This is a genomic window from Tautonia sp. JC769 (assembly GCF_040717455.1).
In the GTDB taxonomy this organism is placed as follows: Bacteria; Planctomycetota; Planctomycetia; order Isosphaerales; family Isosphaeraceae; genus Tautonia.
Genome location: NZ_JBFEFH010000017.1, coordinates 1 through 20,962 on the forward strand (window position 1 = coordinate 1; position 20,962 = coordinate 20,962).

A 20,962-nucleotide genomic window follows, 5' to 3' on the forward strand; every position below is an offset into this window, starting at 1 on the left:
GTCCGAGGTTTCTGGTGAGCCAAACGGGCACAGCCCGACGTTGAATCGAATTGGGAAGCAGACCGAGAAGGCGAGAGAGCAACCAGGCAAGAGGGAATTGCAGGATCTTGATTCGGTCGGCGCGGACGGCGATCGGTCCAAGTTTGCGCGAATTAAAAGTGCGCAAAAGGTGATAAAGCGGCTGGACCGAGAACACGCAGGGGTTTATGCTCGTTGCAACATCGAAGCATGGGCCCGTGCAGAGTTCCTGTCATTGATCAGTACACCAGACGCGCACGCGAGGGTGGCGAGATGGCGGAGACGTCTCCTGGATCGCAGGATTCGGACGAGCCGAACTCCGAGCAGAGGACCAGGCCGAGCCTGTTATTGCGTGCCCGGATCTGGTCCGATGTGCAGACCTGGAATGAGTTTGTGGAGTGGTGCCTGCCGGTCATTCGTGGCGAGTGCCGGCGGGCGGGGTTGAGCGATACGGAAACCGAAGAACTTGTCCAGCGGGTCCTGATCCGGCTCGCGAGGGCCATCAGGCACTTCGCGTACGATCCTTCGCGATCGTTCCGGGGCTGGTTGCGGACACTGACGCGGAGCACGATCCTGAATTTCTGGGCTCGGGGCGACGGCCGGGGCGCGGGGATCAGGGAGATGACCGTCGATCCGACGCAGTGGCCCTGGCCGGTCATCGATCCCGATCCTGACGAGGAGGACGAGGGAGAGGGGTGTGACGGGCCTGACTCCTGGCGAGTCCTGCGCGATCGCATCGCTCGCGTTCAAGAGCGGGCTCGGGCCCGATGCGCCGTGGATACCTGGCAAGCCTTCTGGCTGGTGCAGGTCGAGGGGCGATCGCCCGCCGAAGCGGCGTTGGCGCTGGGCAAGAAACCGGGTGCGGTCCGGGCGGCACGGGCGCGTGTGATGGCCGTGCTCAAGCAGATCTGGGATGAGATGGATGACCTGGGGGACGGATCATGAGCCATGCCTGCCCGGCTGCGGAGGGGATCGAACGGTTCCTGAGGGCCTCGGATGACCAGATCCGGGACGACGCACGTCTCCACGCAATTCAATTGCATGTTCTCGAGTGTCCGGACTGCCTGGAGCAGATGGAGGGAGCCGTCCGGGAGGCCTTCGGCACGGCATTGCCGGACCACGTGTCTGCGTTCTTCGGGCTGGCGGCGACCGGGTGTGAGCCGGTGGGGTTGGCGCCGAAGATTGAAGGGTATGTCCTGGGCGACCGCCTCGGCCGGGGCGGGATGGGGACCGTCTTCAAGGCCTGGCAGACTGCGATGCGCCGCGAGGTGGCCATCAAGGTCCTCCCCGGCGGTCCCCTGGCCGACCCGAGATGGCGCGCCTGGTGCCTGGCCGAGGCTCGGGCCGCGGCGCAGGTCCGGCACCCCGACGCCGTGCAGGTGTACGACGTGGGGATGACCCACGGATATCCGTATCTGGTGATGGAGTACGTGGCGGGGGGATCTCTTGCCCATCGCTTGCGCCTGAGACCGATGATGGCGTACCGGGACGCGGCCCGATTGCTCGCTCGGGTTGCGCGGGTGGTGCATCATATGCACCTTCGCGGCCTGATCCACCGCGATTTGAAACCGGGGAACATCCTGATCGACTCGCCGAGCGATGCCCCGCCATCGGCCTGGTGGCCCAAGGTCGCGGATTTCGGCCTGGCTCGGCCGATCGGCGAATCGGCCCGATCACTGACCCTCGCCGGGATCGGGACCCCCGAATACATGGCCCCCGAACTGGTCCAGGGGAGCGGGGCGAAGAGCGAGACATTTGCGGATATCTATGCGCTGGGGGCAATCCTCTACTGCTTGCTGGTCGGTCGGCCGCCATTTCAGGAGGCATCTCCCCAGGAGACTCTGGCCCGGGTGCTGGAAGGGAACGCGACCCTGCCTCGGAGCATCGTCCGGAAACTCCCGAAAGACCTGGAGACGATTGCTCTGAAGTGTCTCGAACGAGACCCGCATCGTCGTTATGCGACGGCCGAAGCCCTTGCCGACGACCTCGATTCGTTCCTCGAAGGCAGGACCATCCTCGCCCGGCCGATCGGTCCGGTACGGCGGTCGTCGCGGTTCGTCCGTCGGCACCCGGTGGGATCGGCGTTGATGATGGGGCTGGCACTCACCAGCGCCACATCGCTGGTCTTGCTCGGGCGGGCGGAGGCGGCACGCTCCGAGGCTTCCGCCAATGAGAGCCTGGCGCTGGAACGCTCTCGCGAGGCCGAGCGACGCCGGGCGGAGGCCGAGGCGAGTCGCCAGGAGGCCGAGCAGATGTTCCAGGCCGCCGGGCAGTTGCTTGCCATTATTAGCAAGGCAGACGACCCGAGCGTCCCCCGAGGAGTACTTTCGCTCGCCGAACTCGAAGCCGCGCTACCCGCCTGCCGCGAGTTGCTTCGGGGGCGTCCGAACGATCTCGTTCTGCTCCGGACCTTGAGCCAGATCGTTCACCAGATCGGCTGGCATCGAGCGATGGAAGGGAAGCCGAGTCAGGCCGCGGACCTGTTTCGCGAGGGATTGGAGGTACTCGTAGCAGCACTTCCCTACGTGCCGGACGACGACTTGCGTCACGATGCTGCCTTCCTGGCCCAGTGGTATGGGCAGATGCTCTATGCGATGCAGGACATCCCAGAGGCGATCCGAGTCCTCCATCGGTCACTTGAATTGTGCGATGGTCCGACGGAGAAGGGGCCCCTGACGCCGAATCAGCGACGCGCCGCGATGATGAGATCGGTGATCGGGCCTCATCTGATTTTCTGCGGCGATGACACGGGCCGCCAGGTGCTCATCGAGGCGAAGGGGATGCTGGAAGGGCATTGGGGAGCCGATCCGGACGATGCCGGCGCGTTGGAACATCTCGCCCATGTGTATCGCGATTTGGTGGAAACTGACGCGGAGCGTGATGCCCTTCGACGGCTCGTCAGCCTCGACCAGAACCCGAGGCATCGCTACTTCCTCGCCAGGGCGCTCGACACTCAGAAAGGGACGGTACACAATGAAATCGTTCGACGTGAGTTGAGTGCTGAGATTGTTGATCTGATAGATTCCAGTCTTTCCGAGTTAGAACGCGAAGCCGACGATTATCCGGGCAATCCTGGATTTGCCCAAACACTGCACCATGCCTTTTCTATGTTCATTGGTTCGCTTCTTGATTTGGATCGATCGGGCGAGGCAATGGACGTTCTCGCCCATTATTTGGACTCGATCGAGACCCGACCGAATCGATTGTCGGAACCGGAGCACGGGATCGACAGCTTTTATTTTCATTCGTACTCAGAGTTGGGCCAGATTCTGATGCACGCAGCCCTGCCAGATGAATGGTTTAATGAGGGCCTGAGCAGAATCGAACGGATCTTCGAACAGGATAGTTTGACTCCCCTTCAATGCAGTAGCATGATGTACGGACTTGTCTGGGATCGGACCTTTACGGAATCCGAGCCTCAGCGTGTCCGAATTCAAGCTATCGTGAATGTTTGTAGCGGGGCAGTTGCTCGACGGTTTTCGTTCGATGAACCGTCAAGTGCCAGCATTTCGCAATTCCTCGCTTACGCAATGGCGTGCCGGACTGGTGGTCACCTTGGCGATTCGGAGAGGATTGTTGGCTTGTGTGGGAAGGCATTGGAGGCCATGCCTGCCGAGGCAAGGGATGAGCCGGATTATTTCGCCGCGCTGAGCGAATACTGGACACAGGTGGCCAAGAATCTCTGGCAACACGAACCGGTTGATGGGCATGCGTTGGGAGACGCTTTGCATCGTTCCATCGAGGCGGCCGAGGAGGCGGCGCGGCGTGCGCCCAATTCGGGGGCGTATCAGGCGATGGTGGCCGAGCGCCGCGCCCGACTGGAACGCGCCGGCCTCGCTCCGGGAGCGATGGCCCGGATCCCGGTCCGCAAAGACTGAATCCGGGCGTGGCAGAGGAAGGCATGGGGTGAGCCTTGCTCTCCGAACACGCCGGCGCGGGGGCCGTCGACGAACCGATCGAGCCGGTCGTGTCTGCCCAATCAGGAAGGGTCAGCGCTTCACATGCGTGTCCAGGAATTCGTAGAGTGCCGTCGTGGCGGGATCGTCGGGAGTCCCGAGATCGTCGTTGAGGCGGCTGTGGTTGCTGTCACTTTTGCCGAGGGACCGGACCGGAATCTCGGCCTCTTTCAGGGCGGTTTCGAGGCACTGGGCCTGGGCTCTCGTCTCGGGATTGCCGGAGAAGTAGAGGATCAGGAACGGCGGGATTCCCTTGTCCCTGGCCACGTGGGTCACGGTTGAGAAGTCGACGTGCTTCTTCGGATCGTTGCCGAACTTCTGCCGATGGCCGAAGGTGAACATCTCGCCGCCGTAGAGGGCCTGGCGGAGTTCGGCGGTCATGATGATCTTGGGGATGTCGTAGGTGTCGCCGTCGACGGGGATGCAACCTTCGAGGGCATCGAAGGGGACGCCTTCCGCCTCGAGGTATCGCTCGTCGATGCAGAGCAGTGCCGCGACCTGGGCGCCCGCGGAATGACCGCCGACGACGATCCGATCGGGATCGCCCCCGTACTCGCCGATGTGGCGATGCACCCAGCCGATGGCTTTGGCAACGTCGCCCATCAGCGTTTCCATGTCCACGTCGGGCAGCAGGCGGTAGTTGGTGGAGACGAAGACGAATCCCCGTTCGGTCAACGCCCTGGGCTTCTGTGCGACGTCGCTCTTGTCGCCGACCTGCCAGCCGCCGCCGTGAATCCAGACGATGACCGGGAGGGCCTCTTCGGATTCTTGCTCGGGTGTGAAGATGTCGAGCACATGGCGTTCATGGCCGTCTTCGACGTAGGGGACGTCTCGGGTCAATTCCTGCGCGGGGGTCATCCCGCAGGGGAGGAGCACGAGCAGCATGCAGACCGCGATCGACCTGGGGGTCATGTCGGATCTTCCTTGGTTCGGGAGGTCGGCCGAAACTCGAGTCACGCGGTCGATCGGGACGGGCCGGGCGGGTTCACGCCAGGAGTGCCTTCACGACCGTTGCATGCTCGACTCCGGTGAGCTTGAAGTCCAGACCCTGGTAGCGGTAGGTGAACCGTTCGTGGTCGATGCCGAGCAGGTGGAGGATCGTGGCGTGGAGGTCGCGGACGTGGACGGGGTCCTCGACGACGTTGAAGCTGAAATCGTCGGTCGCGCCGTGGGTGAGGCCCGGCTTGATCCCGCCGCCGGCGAGCCAGAGGGTGAAGCAGCGGGGATGGTGGTCGCGGCCGGCCTCGGGGCTGTCCCACTGGCCCTGGCCGGCGACCCCTCGGCCGAACTCGCCGCCCCAGACCACGAGCGTGTCGTCCAGGAGGCCCCGCCGTTTCAGGTCCTTGACCAGGGAGGCGCTGGCCTGATCGGTGTCGCGGCAACGGGCGGTGCACCACGAATCCAGGCGGCTGTGGTGGTCCCAGTCGGGGTGGAAGAGCTGGACGAATCGGACGCCCCGCTCGACGAGGCGTCGGGCGAGGATGCAGTTGGCCGCGTAAGTCCCGGGCCGTCGCGAGTCGGGCCCGTAGAGATCGAAGATCTCCTCGGGTTCGTCGCCGAGGTCGCTCAGCTCGGGGACGCTCGACTGCATCTGCCAGGCCATCTCGTATTGCTGGATCCGGGTGGCGATCTCCGGGTCGCCGGTCTCGTCGAGATGCAATCGGTTCAGCTCGCGGAGGCCATCGAGCATCCCCCGCCGAAGGTGCCGGGGCATCCCCTCGGGGTCGCGGAGGTAGAGGACCGGGTCACGCGCATTGCGGAGCTTGACCCCCTGGTAACGCGACGGGAGGAACCCGCTGCCCCAGTAGTGGTCATATAAGGGTTGGTCGCTCGGCCGCTGCATCCGGGAAATCAGGACGAGGTAATCGGGGAGGTCGCGGTTCTCGCTGCCGAGGCCGTAACTGGACCAGCCGCCGATGCTCGGCCGGCCGGGCAGTTGGTGCCCGGTCAGGAACCTGGTCATGGCAGGGGCGTGGTTGATTTGATCGGTGACCATCGATTTGACGAAACAGAGGTCGTCGGCCACTTCGGCAAGGTGGGGGAGCCATTCGCCGATCGTCGCGCCGGCCTCGCCATGACGGGCGAATCGCGTCCGAGACGGCATGATCAATTGTTTCTGGTTGGCGGTCATCGTGGTGACGCGCTGCCCCTGGCGGACGCTGTCGGGCAGTTCCTTGCCGGCCCATCGCTCCAGGCCGGGCTTGTGGTCGAACAGCTCGATCTGTGAGGGGCCGCCGGACTGCGTCAGGAAAATGACCCGCTTCGCCCGGGGGGCGAAGTGGGGCAGTCCCGGTTGCCCGATCCGGTCGATCTCCCCTGGCCGGGCCGAGGCGGTCGCTTCCATCAGGCCCAACGCGATCGCCCCCAGGCCGACTCCTGAAGAGCGGCCCAGGAAGGATCGGCGCGAGATCGCGAGGCGATCCGCAAGGGCCGGATCGCGAGCGGGGTCTGGGAACTCATTCACGGGAGATCGCCTCGTCCAGATTGAAGACCATGCTGGCGACAATGGTATAGGCGGCGCGTTCGAAGTCTGACGGGCCGCCTGGGGGAGTCTGATTCCCTGTCCGACCCAACCCCTTGAGCAGCCGGCTGGCATCGTCGGGTGTTTGAGCGTAGTAGCGGGACGCGCGCTCAAACTCGCGGAGGAGGACGTCCAGCTCGAGCGGGTTCGGCGGCCGGGAGAGGATTCGGCGGAAGATCAGGCAGAGGCGGGATTCGACCCCTTCCCGATCGGTCATGGCGACGCGGGCCAGCTCGGCCGAGGCCTCCAGCATGCCCCGGTCATTCAGCAGGGTGAGCGCGTGAAGCGGAGTGTTGGTCCGCCGGGGCTGGACCTCGCACACCCGGCGCTGGGCGCTGTCGAAGAGGAACGTCGGTGCCGCCGACCGCCGCCAGAAGGCGTAGAGCGTGCGACGATGCTGGGCCGGGCCCTGGCTCGGCTCGTACCGAAGCCGGCCCATGAACATCTCTTCCCAAACGCCTTCGGGCTGATACGGCCGGACGGGAGGGCCGCCGATCGCGGGGTTGAGCAGTCCGCTGGATTGCAGGGCCGCATCGCGGATCATCCAGCTCGGCAACCGGAAGCGGGGCGATCGGGCCAGCAGTCGGTTCTCGGGGTCTTTGTCCCGGAGCTCGTCTCGAAACCGGCTCGATTGTCGATAGGTCTCGCTGGTCACGATCAGGCGGAGGATGTGGCGCAGGTCCCAGTCGTGGTCCATCAGCTCGACGGCGAGCCAGTCGAGCAGCTCGGGGTGTGTCGGTGCTTCGCCCTGGGCGCCGAAGTCCTCCGGGGTGCGGACCAGGCCGTCGCCGAAGCAGAGCTGCCAGAGCTGATTGACGACCACCCGGGCGGTCAACGGGTTGTCTCGGGCGACCAGCCATTCGGCGAGGTCGAGTCGAGAACGGGTCTGGTCCGGCGGGCGAGGCGCGATGGCCTCGGGGACGGCGGGGACCACGGTCTCCCCTTTCTGGTCCCAGACCCCTCGCTCGAGAACGTGGGTGGTGCGAGGGATGTCCCGATCCGCCAGGACCATCACCTCGACCGGATCCGCCGCCTTGCGCACTTCGTCGCGCTGCCGAAGGGCCAGATCGAGCCTGGCCCGCTCCTCCTGATACGAGGGGTGGTCGATCAGGTACTGGTCGAACAGGTCGTCCCGCAACGCGGGGGGAATCTCCTCGACCTCCGTGACGCGTGCGTGCGAGAGGCGGTCGAGCGGCATCGGGTCGAGCGATCGGACCGCGCTCCCGGGCTGGTCGGTCACGGAGAGTCGGAAGCGGGCAATATTGGCGTCGCCCTGGGTCGATCGGTGGAGCATGACGAAGATGAGTTCCTCGTCCTCCTCCAGCCTGAGCGGCGTCTCGAGGGCGAAGACGGCCCGGTGGGGTTGGTCGACCACTTCGGGGCCGACGGTCCAACCATTGCGTGGGTCGTCGTCGAGGGTGTCGGCGACCCGGCCGTAATCGCGCCCCTGGACGTCTCGCTCGGCGTCGGCGATGGCCCCGGAGATCGCGACCGGACGCACCTGGGACTGCCCCCGCCGACGGACGAGTAATTTGACATCAGTGAGAATGAACTCGGCACGGTCTCCCCGGGCCAGGCCGATCGTATCGCCCCCGGGCGTGGGCAGAACGTCGAGCCGGATGCCGGTGATGCGGTCGAGGGCAGGGGACCCGATGACGCGGTAGTCGTCCTGCCTCGGGTTCGGCCCGCCGGCCTGGATGGTCCCGTCGGGTGTCTCGGTCAGGATGGTCCCCTCGATCGACTCCAGCGCGGTGGGCTGAAGGGTGTGCCACGGTTGGAATCCGTCGGCGACTCGCTCGATCTGATCCGCCAGCCAGGGTTCGAATCCGAGCCGAGCATCCGCCCGGGCCGACGCTTCCTCGGCCTGCCGTTGCTCGACCGTCTGCTCGGCCTCGCGGAGGGCACGCGCGGCGTAGGGGGACTGGTACTTGAGATAGGGCCTTGCCGCTCGGCCAGCCCGGCCGTCCTCGTCGATGCTGTCGAAGAATGCGAACAGCTCGTAATAATCCGCATGTGAGATCGGGTCGAATTTGTGCGTGTGGCACTGGGCGCAGCCGAGGGTCATGCCCAGCCAGACCGTCCCGGTCGTGTTGACCCGGTCGATCACGTAATCGATCCGAGACTCCTCGGGGTCTCGCCCGCCCTCACCGTTGGTCATGTGGTTGCGGTGAAAGGCGGTGGCCAGGATCTGCTCGGCAGAGGGATCGGGAAGCAGGTCGCCGGCGAACTGCTCAATCGTGAATTGATCGAAGGGCATGTTGTTCCGAAACGCGTCGACCACCCAGTCTCTCCAGGGCCAGTTGTCCCGGAGTTCGTCTTGCTGGAAGCCGTCGGTGTCGGCGTACCGGGCCGCGTCGAGCCACCACATCGCCAGCCGCTCGCCGTGATGCGGCGATTCCAGGAGCCGGTCGACCACCGCTCGATATGCTTCATCGGTCGGGTCGGACACGAACGCATCGACCTCGTCAGGGGCGGGAGGGAGCCCGGTGAGGTCGAAGGAGAGGCGTCGAATCAAGGTGTGCGGCGGGGCCTCCGGGGCGGGGGTAAGACCCTCCTCACGCAGCCGACGACGAATGAAGGCATCGATCGGATGAGGCGCCTCATGCCCTGGACCGACCTCGGGCAGGGCGGGGCGCCTCGGCGGGACGAACGACCAGTGTGGCTCGTACGCGCCCCCCGAGGCGACCCAGGCGCGGATGACCGCTTGCTGGTCGTCGCTCAGGCTCTTGTGCGACCCGGGCGGAGGCATCACGTCGAGCGCATCGTCCGATTCGATGCGGTAGACCAGCTCACTCGACTCGGGATCGCCGGGCACCAGGGCGGCGTAGCCTCCCCGATCGGCCGTCGCCGCGTCGAAGCGGTCCAGGCGAAGATCGGCCTTGCGGCCCTCCGAATCGGGGCCGTGGCAGGAGAAGCAGTGCTCCGAAAGGATGGGCCGGACGTCTCGATTGTAGGACGGGCCGTCCTCCGACACGGCGGGAGCCCGGCCTAGGAGCACGCAGAAGCACGAGGTCAGCAGGAGGAGTCGACCGTGCACACGTCGATGGTCGGATTCGAGCATATTGGCGTGCTCACGTCAGGCGATTGGCCGCAGCAAGCGCAACCCTGGTGAAGCCGAGGGGCGGGCCGACAGACCCTCTGGTGATGGAAACACATCATCGTCCCGCGAGGTCTTCATTATTGGCTCGAAGAGGCGGCGCGAACCGAGCGGAATCGGCGTTCAGGACACAACACTGTTAGCGTATCGTCCCGCCCGAATGATGTCCAGGCAAAGCCTTCGGTACGTGATTCCGTCAAGAACGTCGCCGCTGGCCCCTCTGGAATCTACCGCCTCGCCGACGCGGATTCAGCGCTTATTCATGCCTGAGGGCGTCGATCGGATTCAGCAATGCGGCCTTCAAGGCGGGAAGGATGCCGAAGACGACCCCGGTCCCCGCGGAGATCCCGAAGCCCAGCGCGACGGCCCAGAGCGGCACGGCCACGTCGACCATCTGTGGGTGCAGGCTGACGATCGCCGTGAGCGCATAGCCGAGGCCGACGCCGAGGCCGCCGCCGAGCAGGCTCAGGCCCACGGCCTCGGTCAGGAATTGGAGCATGATGTCGCGGCGACGCGCACCCACGGCCTTGCGAAGGCCGATCTCCCGGGTCCGTTCGGTCACGCTGACCAGCATCACGTTCATGATCCCGATGCCGCCGACGAGCAACGAGATGCCGACGATCCCCGCGAGCACGGCCGTCGCCGCGATGCTGATGCTGTTGAAGGCGGTGAGCAGCTCGTCCTGGGTGCGGATCTGGAAGTCGTTCGGCTGATAGGCTTCGAGGCGATGCCGGCGGCGGAGGAGGCTGACGATCTGTGCCTTGGCCTCGGGCACCTGCTCCTCGTCGAAGGCCCGGGCGGTCAGGGCAATCGACGTCCGGGTGGCCGGGTACATCGTCATGGCCACCGTGTAGGGGATCAACACCAGGTCGTCCAGGCTATTGCCCAGCACGCTCCCCTTCTCGGCGAGGATCCCGACGACCCGGAAGCGGCGGCCGTCGACGAGCAAGGTCCGGCCGACCAGGTCATCCCCCGCATCGAGCTTGCGCAGGACCTCCCGGCCGAGGATGCAAATCGGATGACGCCGCTCGACGTCGAGAAACGCGAAGGGGCGGCCCACCTCGACCGGAAGGTTGCGAATCGCGTGGTATTCGGCGGAGACCCCCTCGAGCTGGGTCGTGATTTCGGTCCGGCCGAGTGCCACGGCCACCGAGGGCCTGGGGATCAAGGGGGAAATTGACCGCAGGGTCGAGCACTCGGCGCGCAGGGCCTCGACGTCGCGGAGGTCGAGCGTCACCCGGCCGAGCCGCTTGCCCGCCTCCCCCCCGGGGCGCTCGGGCCAGATCCACATGGCGTTCGTCCCGAGCCCCTGGAGGAAGTCGGACACGTAACCGGTGAACCCCTGGACGACGCTGACGACCGTGATCGTCGAGGTGACCGCGATGACGATCCCCACGACCGTCAGGACCGATCGCAGCTTGTTCGCCCAGATCTGCTCGATCGCCGTGTTCACATTCGCGAAAATCAGCATGAGACGGTTCCCCCGTCCGGTCCGCTCGGGTCGTCCGACTCGACCCGGCCGTCCCTCAGTCGCACGACCCGGCGGCAGCGGGCGGCGATGTCCGGCTCGTGGGTGACGAGGACGATCGTCTGCCCCTTCGCGTGCAGGTCGTCGAACAGGTCGAGGATCTCGCCGCTCGTTCGGGTGTCGAGGTTCCCCGTCGGCTCGTCGGCCAGGATCAGGGCAGGGCGTTGCACCAGGGCCCGGGCGATGGCGACCCGCTGCCGCTGGCCGCCCGACATCTGATTCGGGCGGTGCCCCATGCGGTCGGCCAGCCCGACCTGCCGCAACGCCTCAACCGCCCGGTCGCGACGGTCTCGGACCCCGGAGTAGACCAGCGGCAGCTCGACGTTCCTCAAGGCCGTCTGCCTGGGCAGCAGCTCGAACGTCTGGAAGACGAACCCGATCCGACGGCCTCGCTCGCGGGCCTGCTCCGATTGCGAGAGGCGGGCGACGTCGCGGCCGGCGAGCCAGTACTGGCCGCTCGTCGGCACGTCGAGCAGGCCGACGATATTCATCAAGGTCGATTTCCCCGACCCCGACGGACCCATGATCGCCACGAACTCGTTGGCGTCGATCCGGAGGTCGACGCCGTCGAGCGCCCGGACCTTCTCCGTCCCCATTAGGTAAGTCTTGGTGATCTGCCGCAGCAGGATCACCGGGGGCGACTCTCCCACGGTGGCCGGGGTGTCGAGAGGAAGGGGGTCGTCTGCGATCACGGCGTGTGTTCGCCCTCGTTGCCTGGGGCCGGCTCGGCCTCGATGATCGGGTCGCCGTCCTTGAGTTCGTCGAGCGTCCGGAACGGGCCGACGATGACGAGCTCGTCGGGATCGAGTCCGCTTCGAATCTCGACGCGGCGTTCGTCGCTCAGGCCAACTTCGACCGGACGGGCTCGGGCCTCGCCGTCCATCGCCACGAAGGAGGTCGTCACGTAGCGCGCGCCGAGGTCGGTCACGGCCTCGCCGGGGGCGAGCGGGTGCCGATCGAGCCAGGACCGGAGGGCAGGGGAGTCCGGCAGATCCCTGCGCCGGCGTTGCACGACGGCCTGGACCGGGACGCTCAGGACGTCGGCGGCGTGGCGGACCTCGATCTCGACGGTGGCCGTCATGCCGGGGCGGAGGGGAGACTCGTCGCCCCCCTCGTCCCGGATGATCGTCTCGAAGGTGACGACCTCCTGGTTCAGCCTCCCTCGGGGCGCAACCCGATCCACGACCCCGGGGATGGCCGTCAGCAGGTCGGCCTGGAGGTAGATCCGGGCCGGCTGGCCGGCCTGGACGAGGGGGACGTCGGTTTCATCCACATCGGCGCGGACTTGCATCAGGTCGGGGTTCAGGATCGACATCAGCAGGGCTCCCGGCAGGTTGGTCGTGCCGGCGATGGCGACTTCTCCGACCTCGACCTCGCAATCGGCGACGACGCCGTCAATCGGGGCCCGGATCTCGGTGTATTGCAGCTCCTGCTGGCTCATGCGACGCATCGCCTCGCTCTCGATCAACTCGTTGCGGGCCATGGTGAGCGAGGCATGGGCCTTGGCCAGCACGCTCCGGGCGTCGGCCAGCTCGGTCGGCGTGGCGACGTTGCGATTGGCGAGCGTCCCGGTCCGGTCGAGGTCTCGGGTCGCCTTCTGAACGTCTTCCTCGGCATCGACGATGAGGGCCCGGAGCCGATCAATCCGGGCCTCGGCCGATGCGAGCCGGGCCTGGGCCTCGGTCGGGTCCAGTTGCACGAGCAAATCACCCGCCGAGACGCGATCACCGTCCTCGACATGCACCGCCACGACCCGGCCGACCACCTGGGGAGCGATCTCGGCCTCCTCGACCGGCTCAACCGTGCCGGTGGCCGAGATCGTCTCGATAATCTCGGCCCGGCCGGGGGGCGCCAGCTCGACCTCGCGGGGCGGGGTCCGCATCAGTTGCCAGTCGAGTTCGTAGAGGCCCTGGTCGCGCCGGAGGTTGGCGGCGGCGAGGGCGACGACCAGGATGATCATGCCGGATCCCAGAAGTAGGCTTCGTCGCATCGTCGTCGTGTCCCCTCGAACCGCCGATCGTCCGGCCCTTCACGATTGAGGCAGCAGCGTGACCCGAATGGCGGCGCCGCAGAGCGTGGCCGTGCCCATGCGGAGCAACGACTCGATGCCCCAGAGCAAAACACAGATCCCTGTCGCCGATGCCGGACCGACCAGCCCCAGGCGCCGGCCCGACCAGCCCACCGCGATCCAGCCGACGAGGGCAAAGAGGTCGAGCTGCCTCGCGGCCATCCAGGACGACGCCGGATACGACCCGGCCGGGAGCCAGAGGGCCACCGACGTCTCCACCTCCGGACGACCCAACCAGATCATCAGCCCGAGCCGGACCCCGAGGCCGATGACCCAGAACCACTGGGCCTCGGCCGCGCCGGCCAGCGCCTCGGCATATCGGACCGGCCTGCCGGAGAGGGCCGCGATGGCGGCAAATCCGGAGGCGGCCAGCAACGCCCGGAGCGCCGGGATCAACGGTTCGACGACGAGGTCTCCCACGGCCGCCAGCACCGCCCAGAACCGCAGGCTCGACCGCTGCACCTCGATCGCCCGGCGAATCTCGGCCTCAGCCACCTCCCCGACCGAGAGCTCCTCGACCCGGGCCGCCCCGCGTTCGACGGCCTCGGCCAGGGTCCTCCCCCTCAAGCCGGATGCCCAGGCCGTCGCCTGAATCACGAGGATCGCCGTCATGATCGCGGCCAGCGTCGGCCCGGCCGATGACGGTGCGTGATTCGGCTCGGATTCGGTCATGGGCGTGACCTCGACGTTCAGGAACGTACCGACCCCGGGGGCACCCGGCGGACGACCGTTGCGCACGGTACCCCACGAGTATAGAGAAAGTTTCGATCGAGTGGAGCCGGGCCGATCCCCGAGGTGTGTTCGCCCGACGTTCCGAAAGATTTCTCGAGTAGCACGTGAACTGACCTCATGGCTTGACGTCGACCAAACTTTCGACGAACCCATTGCGCGTGGACATTTCCAGGCCGGAAGGAACCCTTTGGGCTTTCCTGGTTGAGCGATCTCTGCCTGCTACGCGAACGTACTGCGTGAACCGCTCCGATCGCGCCCCACTCCCGATCGTCCGGGGAATCGCTCGCGAAGCCCCGGTTCGCGAGCGTCGCGGTCACCGCCGAAAGGAGCTCTGCCGACGGGCGTCGAGCACGCTCAGCGGTCGCTGCTGCCTGGAGGCGTTGGAGGGGGCCCTGAGTGGCGGGCGGCCTGCGATCTTCAACACCGATCAGGGGACACACTTCACGGCAAGAGCGTCCACCGGTCATCCGGAGGAGCACAAGGTGCTGGTGAGCCTCAAAGGCCCGCGGGCGTACGTTCGATCTCGTGTTCAACGATCGCCTGTGGAGGTCGCTGGTTCGATTCGCCTTTTTTGATTTCAGGATTCTTGGACGACTTTCCCTCATTTCATCCCCCCCCCCGATCGACTTCAATTCGAGTAATGTTATTCCTCATCCCGGATCGGCAACGCCCGGCCGCGATTATCGTCTGCCGGATCGCCTTCGGCGCATTGAGGCCGAACTCATTGGCCGGGGCGTATCGCCGCAGTGCCTTCGGAGAAACCTGAGAGCCTGGCGGATACCGTCCTGCTCGGTGCTCGGACGGCCGTGCTTGGCGGAATAGACCTTGGCCTGCTTCTGCCGGTAAGCAGCGATCCGTTTGTCGATGTTCAGCGACGAGGGGGCCTCGATTCCGGGCTCGTCCGGGATGGCCTCCGGCTGAGAGAGGAACTCCCGGACGATGCGGTGAGACTTGGCGAGTGCCTCGGGGCTGGTGTAGCGACCGAGGTAGATTCGCTTGCCGTCGAGCTCGACCAAGCCCAAGCCGTTGCCCTTGAGACGGCGATACTTCGGCACGCGACGCGAGCGCATGAGGAGCGTCCTGGTTGGAAGCATCCTGGAAGACGCAATCAACCAGCCCAAGCTCGAATCTCTGATGTTTCGCCCTTCCGGTGTGATCGGAAGAGCGAAGACCCGACGCACTCAGGTGGAGTGACGAAGCTCAGGCCGGCCCGAGGAGACAGGAGGGCTTAGCCCGATGGGTGGGATGCGAACGAGGATGCTGTCAGCACCTGGCTGATCGAAAGCGCGACCAGCAGCGCTTTGACATCAGCCTCATGGCTGCACATTCTCGCGATGAAGTGCTCTTTAAACTCTAATCCGGGAAGGACTTGGGTTTAGTCGGGGCGAGAGGATTTGAACCTCCGACCTCACGGACCCGAATCGGGCGAACGCCGCGGACGCAAACTATTTCATGTTATGGGCTTGCGTCTAAACAGTAGGCCGAAGCCATCTTTCAGATTTGTCAGTGTTTTTCAGGGTTTTCCCCGGTTTCTGACCGGTTCTCTGCACATGCAGAGTTTGATGAATCGGCGCAGGAAAAGGGTACACCTCGACCCATGGCCGTGAGTAGTGCCTGCTGGAATCCCCAGAGAATCGGACCGCATGGCCGTCAGTTCAAGATCGTTCGGCCTCTTCGATCGAGATCGGATTTCGTTCTCGATCCACGAGGATTCGCTTCGCAACGAGCTTTGCGTCTGTCGATGCTCGTTTCTCCTCGATCGACAGCCGGAACGGCTCGTTGGTCTCCTCACGCATATCTTTCCGCGAGACGCCATTCGCGGGGACCCGAACAACGACTTTCCGATCGGCTGTCTGCTCGCGAACTTTGGCCTCCATGCGCCTCAGAAGCGGATCGTCAGGGGACTGCTTCCAACGTCGAGTAGGGTCGGGCAAATCTACAACGTCGGCCCTACTCGTAATGTTCGACTCGATCTCGATGGTCACGAAGTAGACCGCCTGGGAGAGTATCTGGTCCGGACAAGAGGATTGGACCAACTCGGGATACCTCCTCCCCCTCCTGAATGCGTATCGCCGATCAGAGAACTGAATGCCGTCTGCGAGCGGATTTGCGCGTACGAGAAGCCCGCTCTGAATGATTTGGCCAACGTATAAATACGTAACTTCAGGATTGCTGAGTGACTCGGTGATGGATACGATCACCTTTCGCCCGGTCGAGTCCAGCTCACTCAGATCCTTCCTGTCCGTGCCGAAAAGCTCGATGCTCGTCTCCGCCAGGGAATCGACATGGTTGCCCTCCAGCTCGATGACCGGCACCGTTTCGGCTCTCTCGGATCGCTGCAGGAATTTGTAGTAGTCGAGATCATCCCGATCAAAAGGGACGCAGAAGCTTTGGATCATGGCAAGATTATCCTCTGCTTCGCCATATAGTTTTGTTCCGCGACGCACACTCAGAATCATCGACAATTCAACATTAGGGCCCAACAACGACCTCCGGGTCCAATTATGCGATCCGACCCAGATCTCGGCCGATTCGTCCGGGAAATCAAACAGCAAAAATTTTGCATGCATTAGATGCTTAGGCATGCTGGAATTCCCAGCCGGAGTGTCCTCCATCTGGTTGTTGGGCGACTTAAGATGAAGGAATACGCTCGCCCCGTTGCCGGCCAGCTGGTCTAGGCGGTCGAGATCGGTGGGCGAGTTGATATCGACGCAGAGGAATCCAGGGTCTTTGAGCCCCTGAGTCAGCCGTTGATCCAGCAAAGCGAGGTCGATAGTCCAGAAGGCAATCGCCGCCCTCAGGGACGAGCATCGACCGATCGATCGCGACAACCGTTCGGTGACATCCGCTTTCAGTAACTGCGGGACCAACTCGATCTCGAGCGGCCGCTCGTCATCGGGTTCAGCTTCAAAAGCAGGCACGATGCGCCCTCCTTTCCACTGGACTGAGATCGCTTCACCTGTCCTGCTTTTGTGGGCGACACCAGTGGCTATGTTAGTCCGGCCTGCCCCCAGCAGCAACCGGCGAGCGTGGCCGTAACGAGCCGAAGCCTTCTCCGGTCGCTCACGATCAATAGGCCTCACGATTACAATGTTCGACGACGCAAGACATCATTGAGGGCGCACAGCTGGCCACGTACGACGCCGGCCTGGAGGTGGATCAAGAAAAGGCTCTGACAGGCCAGCACGAGCTTCATGGCCAGGTAATCGTCCTCTGTTCCCCCATGGATTCCGGCGAGCTCGATCGCCGCCGCCCGACACGCTATGCAGGTGTGGATCGCAAGCCTGTTCGTGACGGATCGACAGAACAGGGGATGTGCTGAACAGATCTCGGACTCGTCCCGGCCCAGCAGGATATCCTGCAGGAGAGCAGCCAGGGCAGATTCGTCACTGTGCATGCGAAAGCAGTAGTACAAGACTGCGGACTCGAGGCGTACCAGGTCGAAGCATGGATGCCCAGGGCCGCAGTTCGCGTAGTCGATGAGGTGGGGCTCCCTGCCGTCCCTGACCAAGATGTTCCGCAGCTGGACATCCCCGTGAACGATGGCCTGGTCCGCCATCTCCGCGACCCGGTTGCTCGCAGCAGCTGTCAGCTCGAAGACCGTCTCATCCACTCTTCCCGGGTGTCCCACATGCCAACGGAGTCCTGCCTCGCGGAGTCGATCGAAGGGCTGGCATTCGATTGCGATGCGGCGTTCGCACGCTCCGTCATTCCGCAGTGCGTTGAGTTGGCGTAGCTTGCTGATCGTTCGACTAATCAGCTCTCTCGTGTCGGCCTCGGACGGCCCAGCATAGGGCGGATAGTGTTCATGATAGTAGATCGACTCGAACGTCTCCTCCACCGTGGGCGCGGGAACTCCCGGGGTGGTTGGAGAGTCGAGCAGGCCGAACAGGATGAGGCTCGTACCCGCATGGTAGTGGAGTTGGGGGTTCAATTGCGTATCCCACCGCTGTGCGTACCTCCGGAAGCGGTCCATCTCATCGTTCAGCCGGCAGGGATCGTCCATCTTGGCGACGAACGGAGCACCGTCGTCGTCGGGAACGACTCGGATGATCCTGGCCGCCGACCGGCCCCCGTGGATGAGATTCGCATCGACGCGCGACAGCTGGAACCCCGCGGAATGGTTCCTGCGTCTGACGTGCTTGATGGCCGCCCCGATCAGGATCCGTGCCTGGGAATCGTGGATTTCCGCCGGGCAGAGTCGGACCGCCTCCGAACTCGAGAGGATTCCACGGACCCGTTCGAGCGCGTCGAGGTCATGGGCAGTTAGTCGGCATCCGTCGTGGCAGACACAGTCGTCCCATTGGGGTTCTGAATGGCGGATCGAAAGGAGAAGCTCGTGCAGCCGATTGCCGTAGAAGGGGAGGCTTTCGGAGTCGAGCTTGATCCATGCAAAGCTGGAATGGGTGAGAATCCGCCTGATCGCATCGTCGTGGGCAGCCACGGGCAAGGAGGCCCACCAGCTTCGAGAGACGACGATGCCGCAGACATCCCGATCGAGATATTCGGCGAGCTGTTCAATAGTAGTCGCTCGTAGGGCGGAGAAGCCGCGTCGCTCAAGCGTCCGGAGGTTCTCCTCGTGATCCGCATACGTCCCGAGCAGGATCACATTCGCGCAGGGTCGGGCGGGGTCGGAACCATTTAACTGGTCGGGGGCCGCTTCCGGCCGTGCCGGGGACGCTCCGGCCGGAGCCGAGTCGGCGACCGAATTTTCGGGCTGGGGCGCGTAGGCCAGTCGACGCAGGCCGGCGGGTAACGCAGCAATGACCGCCTGCTTGACCGCCGGCGGGAAGGTCCCAAGCGCACTCGCCATCACTCTCAATTGAACGTCGGTGAGCCTGGCGGCCTCGACGGTGAGCCTGGCTCTCCGGGAGATCTCGCTCGAACCGAGCGACCTTGTGGCTGCGAGGGCTCCCAATTCTCGAAGTACCCCCGCCAGCCGCGAAGAATCGCCCGCCTGTTCCCATTCGCGGCAGACCGCATGCAAACCCTTCTCGAAGGATCGCTCATCCGCGCCGCAGAGCTGGCTCGATGCAGTTCCATCAGGACTATCCATCTCGGCTCTCCTCACTGCCCGAGGAGGGCCTGGTATTTCTCCTGTCTCTGACGGAAGGCTTCCTTCCCCCCTTCCAGGATGTTCAGGATATGCTCCTTGACCTCGTCGACGCCCCCGCAGATCGGCGCAGCCGCCGCCAGGGGCGTCTCCATCTGCATCACGATCACGCTGTCCGCCTCGCCCAGGACAGGGATGTTCGCATTGTGGGTCACGAAGATCAGTTGCCGCTCTTGCTTGAGGCTCCTGACAATCTCGACAAGAGTTTTGTAGATGAAGCGATTGTCCAGGTCGTCTTCCGGCTGGTCGAAGATCAGGGGGTAATCCGCAGATCGCAGGATGAGCGGCAGGAGGGCTGTTGCCATCTGACCTTGGGAGAGCTGGCCGACGGGCTTCAGCACCCCCTCGTCGTACATGGTGATTTCGAGCCGATCCTCGAAGATGATCCCGTCGAGCTCGTAGAGGCCCGCGCTGTCGGACAGGTGCCCGATGAGGCGAGTCATCTGCCCGATGTCGCGATTCAACGCCGTCGCGAGACGCGAGGCGTCCGACTTTTCAACGATGTCCACGAGGTCGGAAGGGCGGATTTTCTCCGCGAGATCGCGGACGACGTCTGCCTGGTGGCGGAGGTTCGAACCCTTGAGCAGGTTGCCAAGCTTCTCGGTGTAACCTGGGGATCGGACCCCGGGCTCCAGAGCGAGGATGATCACGTCGCTGTGACGGGCGTTGATCGCCTCGACCTCGCGGATTCGCAGGTTGCAGATCTCGTCGCCGATCCGGCGAATCGCGTCCCGTGCCGACTGCCGTTGCCTGGCCAGCTCGGCGACATCCGCGATCATCTGCTCCAATGACGACTGTTGTCGTTCCAGGTGTGCTATCTGGTCCTTGAGGGCGTCTTCTCGCTTCAGGCTATCATTGATGGCCTGCTGCTCCCGGCGCAGCTCATAGTATCGGGCGTTGAGCCCTTCGAGCCGAGACCGCACGGCCGCCAGCAGTCCATCAGTCTCGATGTCCGCCTCGTCCTGGGCGGTCGCCCTCGCCGTTTGCACGAATTGCTGATGCCTTTCGAGCAGCTCCAGCAATTCACGCGACTCGGGTACGTCGACCTGCTCCACGCCCTCGGCGAGCCCCGGGAGTCCCCCCAGGGGTTGCAGGTCCATGAGCAAGGTATTCAGTGATTCTCGACGCTGCTCGAGGACCGACTCGAGGGACTCGAGAAACGAACCTCTCGCCTGGTAATCGGCCCGCTCGCGATCCAACTCCTCGGAAAATGAGGGGCGGTTCGACTGAAGCTCCGAAAGCTGCGCCCGAAGGCCTTCGAGACCTCGCACCTCCACCCGCTTCGACTCAATTTCGATGCGTTTCGTGCGGATCTTCGGACCGATGGCGCGTAGATTCGCCGCGTTTCTCTCGCGTTCTGCCTTGAGGGCGTCGATCGAGATTTTGTGGGGTCTATCGATCAGGTCGAGCCGGAGTTGGTCGACCTGGGCGATGAGCTCAAGGTCCCCCTGCGAGTAGATCTCCAGACGCTGCAGGACAGACGTATCGGCCAGCTCGCGCACGCCCTCGCGATAGATTTGTGGGCCGAGCCCCATCTCCCGCTCGACGGTGATCCGATTGGTCCCCGATGCCCCCCGCTCCTCGATTTCGCAGCAGACCCGTCCGTCGCGGAGGGTTTCCGAGATCAGTCCCTGGGTCGGGTGGCTGTCGTTCCCCTGCGTCGGCGGACCGGTACGCACCAGGCAGGCGACGCGCTCGGGGTTGCAGTCGAAGGCGAATCGGATCGTCTCGACGAGCGTCGACTTGCAGGTCCCCCGAGCACCGATGATGCAAGTCAATCCCGGGGAGAACTCGACCCTGGCGTTCTTGAGAAAGCCGTCGGTTGTACGAAGCGACTGAATATAAGTCGACATTTGATCGCAACACCCCAAGGGACATTCTTTTCAGGTATCCGGGAGCCCTGCAGGCTTCGAATAATCGACGGGCGAG

Annotated in this window: 14 protein-coding genes; 2 read left to right on the top strand and 12 right to left on the bottom strand. The window is 64.5% G+C overall.

The window, feature by feature from the left end; genetic code table 11:
• Positions 1 to 196, bottom strand: a 196-nt coding sequence (locus AB1L88_RS16600; RefSeq protein ID WP_367097796.1) for a hypothetical protein, incomplete at its 3' end; no start/stop codon positions are given.
• 95 nt (positions 197 to 291) lie between these two features.
• Between AB1L88_RS16600 and AB1L88_RS16605 the strand changes: the two genes are divergently transcribed.
• A complete protein-coding gene (locus AB1L88_RS16605; protein WP_367097797.1) occupies positions 292 to 963 on the top strand; it encodes a sigma-70 family RNA polymerase sigma factor in 672 nt (223 codons plus the stop codon).
• A gap of 128 nt (positions 964 to 1,091) precedes the next feature.
• Positions 1,092 to 3,896 carry a serine/threonine-protein kinase gene (locus AB1L88_RS16610; protein WP_367097932.1) on the top strand — a complete coding sequence of 935 codons (2,805 nt, stop codon included), beginning with the start codon at positions 1,092 to 1,094 and terminating at the stop codon, positions 3,894 to 3,896.
• Between the two features lie 111 nt (positions 3,897 to 4,007).
• Here AB1L88_RS16610 and AB1L88_RS16615 read toward each other — a convergent pair whose 3' ends face one another.
• From AB1L88_RS16615 to AB1L88_RS16665, 11 genes are all read right to left on the bottom strand, one after another.
• Entirely contained in the window at positions 4,008 to 4,886 is an 879-nt protein-coding gene (locus tag AB1L88_RS16615) for an alpha/beta hydrolase (RefSeq protein WP_367097798.1), read from the bottom strand.
• A gap of 73 nt (positions 4,887 to 4,959) precedes the next feature.
• Positions 4,960 to 6,438, bottom strand: a complete 1,479-nt coding sequence (locus AB1L88_RS16620; protein WP_367097799.1) for a DUF1501 domain-containing protein — start codon at positions 6,436 to 6,438, stop codon at positions 4,960 to 4,962.
• Complete coding sequence (locus AB1L88_RS16625) at positions 6,431 to 9,532, bottom strand: PSD1 and planctomycete cytochrome C domain-containing protein (protein WP_367097800.1); 3,102 nt, start codon at positions 9,530 to 9,532, stop codon at positions 6,431 to 6,433. The genes AB1L88_RS16620 and AB1L88_RS16625 overlap by 8 nt, the downstream gene beginning before the upstream one ends.
• A gap of 316 nt (positions 9,533 to 9,848) precedes the next feature.
• Positions 9,849 to 11,063, bottom strand: coding sequence for an ABC transporter permease (locus AB1L88_RS16630; RefSeq protein ID WP_367097801.1), 1,215 nt, complete (start codon positions 11,061 to 11,063; stop codon positions 9,849 to 9,851).
• Entirely contained in the window at positions 11,057 to 11,716 is a 660-nt protein-coding gene (locus AB1L88_RS16635; RefSeq protein ID WP_367097933.1) for an ABC transporter ATP-binding protein, read from the bottom strand. Before AB1L88_RS16635 ends, AB1L88_RS16630 begins: the two co-directional genes overlap by 7 nt.
• A gap of 92 nt (positions 11,717 to 11,808) precedes the next feature.
• The gene (locus tag AB1L88_RS16640; protein ID WP_367097802.1) at positions 11,809 to 13,110 is read right to left on the bottom strand and encodes an efflux RND transporter periplasmic adaptor subunit; all 1,302 of its coding nucleotides are present in this window, start codon (positions 13,108 to 13,110) and stop codon (positions 11,809 to 11,811) included.
• Between the two features lie 39 nt (positions 13,111 to 13,149).
• Positions 13,150 to 13,860, bottom strand: coding sequence for a hypothetical protein (locus AB1L88_RS16645; RefSeq protein ID WP_367097803.1), 711 nt, complete (start codon positions 13,858 to 13,860; stop codon positions 13,150 to 13,152).
• A 740-nt stretch (positions 13,861 to 14,600) separates the two neighbouring features.
• Complete coding sequence (locus AB1L88_RS16650) at positions 14,601 to 14,990, bottom strand: hypothetical protein (protein ID WP_367097804.1); 390 nt, start codon at positions 14,988 to 14,990, stop codon at positions 14,601 to 14,603.
• Positions 14,991 to 15,575: 585 nt separating this feature from the next.
• On the bottom strand, positions 15,576 to 16,841 hold the full coding sequence (locus AB1L88_RS16655; RefSeq protein ID WP_367097805.1) for a hypothetical protein: 1,266 nt from the start codon (positions 16,839 to 16,841) through the stop codon (positions 15,576 to 15,578).
• A gap of 164 nt (positions 16,842 to 17,005) precedes the next feature.
• Positions 17,006 to 18,976, bottom strand: coding sequence for a phosphotransferase (locus AB1L88_RS16660; protein ID WP_367097806.1), 1,971 nt, complete (start codon positions 18,974 to 18,976; stop codon positions 17,006 to 17,008).
• A gap of 11 nt (positions 18,977 to 18,987) precedes the next feature.
• Positions 18,988 to 20,886, bottom strand: a complete 1,899-nt coding sequence (locus tag AB1L88_RS16665) for an AAA family ATPase (RefSeq protein WP_367097807.1) — start codon at positions 20,884 to 20,886, stop codon at positions 18,988 to 18,990.
• Between the last annotated feature and the right edge of the window lie 76 nt (positions 20,887 to 20,962).

Bases quoted from the DNA above. Each gene is read 5' to 3' on its own strand.
- AB1L88_RS16605 (WP_367097797.1), top strand. From the start codon at position 292: ATGGCGGAGACGTCTCCTGGATCGCAGGATTCGGACGAGCCGAACTCC.
- AB1L88_RS16610 (WP_367097932.1), top strand. From the start codon at position 1,092: ATGGAGGGAGCCGTCCGGGAGGCCTTCGGCACGGCATTGCCGGACCAC.
- AB1L88_RS16635 (WP_367097933.1), bottom strand. From the start codon at position 11,716: ATGGGGACGGAGAAGGTCCGGGCGCTCGACGGCGTCGACCTCCGGATC.
- AB1L88_RS16665 (WP_367097807.1), bottom strand. From the start codon at position 20,886: ATGTCGACTTATATTCAGTCGCTTCGTACAACCGACGGCTTTCTCAAG.
- AB1L88_RS16645 (WP_367097803.1), bottom strand. From the start codon at position 13,860: ATGACCGAATCCGAGCCGAATCACGCACCGTCATCGGCCGGGCCGACG.
- AB1L88_RS16660 (WP_367097806.1), bottom strand. From the start codon at position 18,976: ATGGATAGTCCTGATGGAACTGCATCGAGCCAGCTCTGCGGCGCGGAT.
- AB1L88_RS16640 (WP_367097802.1), bottom strand. From the start codon at position 13,110: ATGCGACGAAGCCTACTTCTGGGATCCGGCATGATCATCCTGGTCGTC.
- AB1L88_RS16615 (WP_367097798.1), bottom strand. From the start codon at position 4,886: ATGACCCCCAGGTCGATCGCGGTCTGCATGCTGCTCGTGCTCCTCCCC.
- AB1L88_RS16650 (WP_367097804.1), bottom strand. From the start codon at position 14,990: ATGCGCTCGCGTCGCGTGCCGAAGTATCGCCGTCTCAAGGGCAACGGC.
- AB1L88_RS16630 (WP_367097801.1), bottom strand. From the start codon at position 11,063: ATGCTGATTTTCGCGAATGTGAACACGGCGATCGAGCAGATCTGGGCG.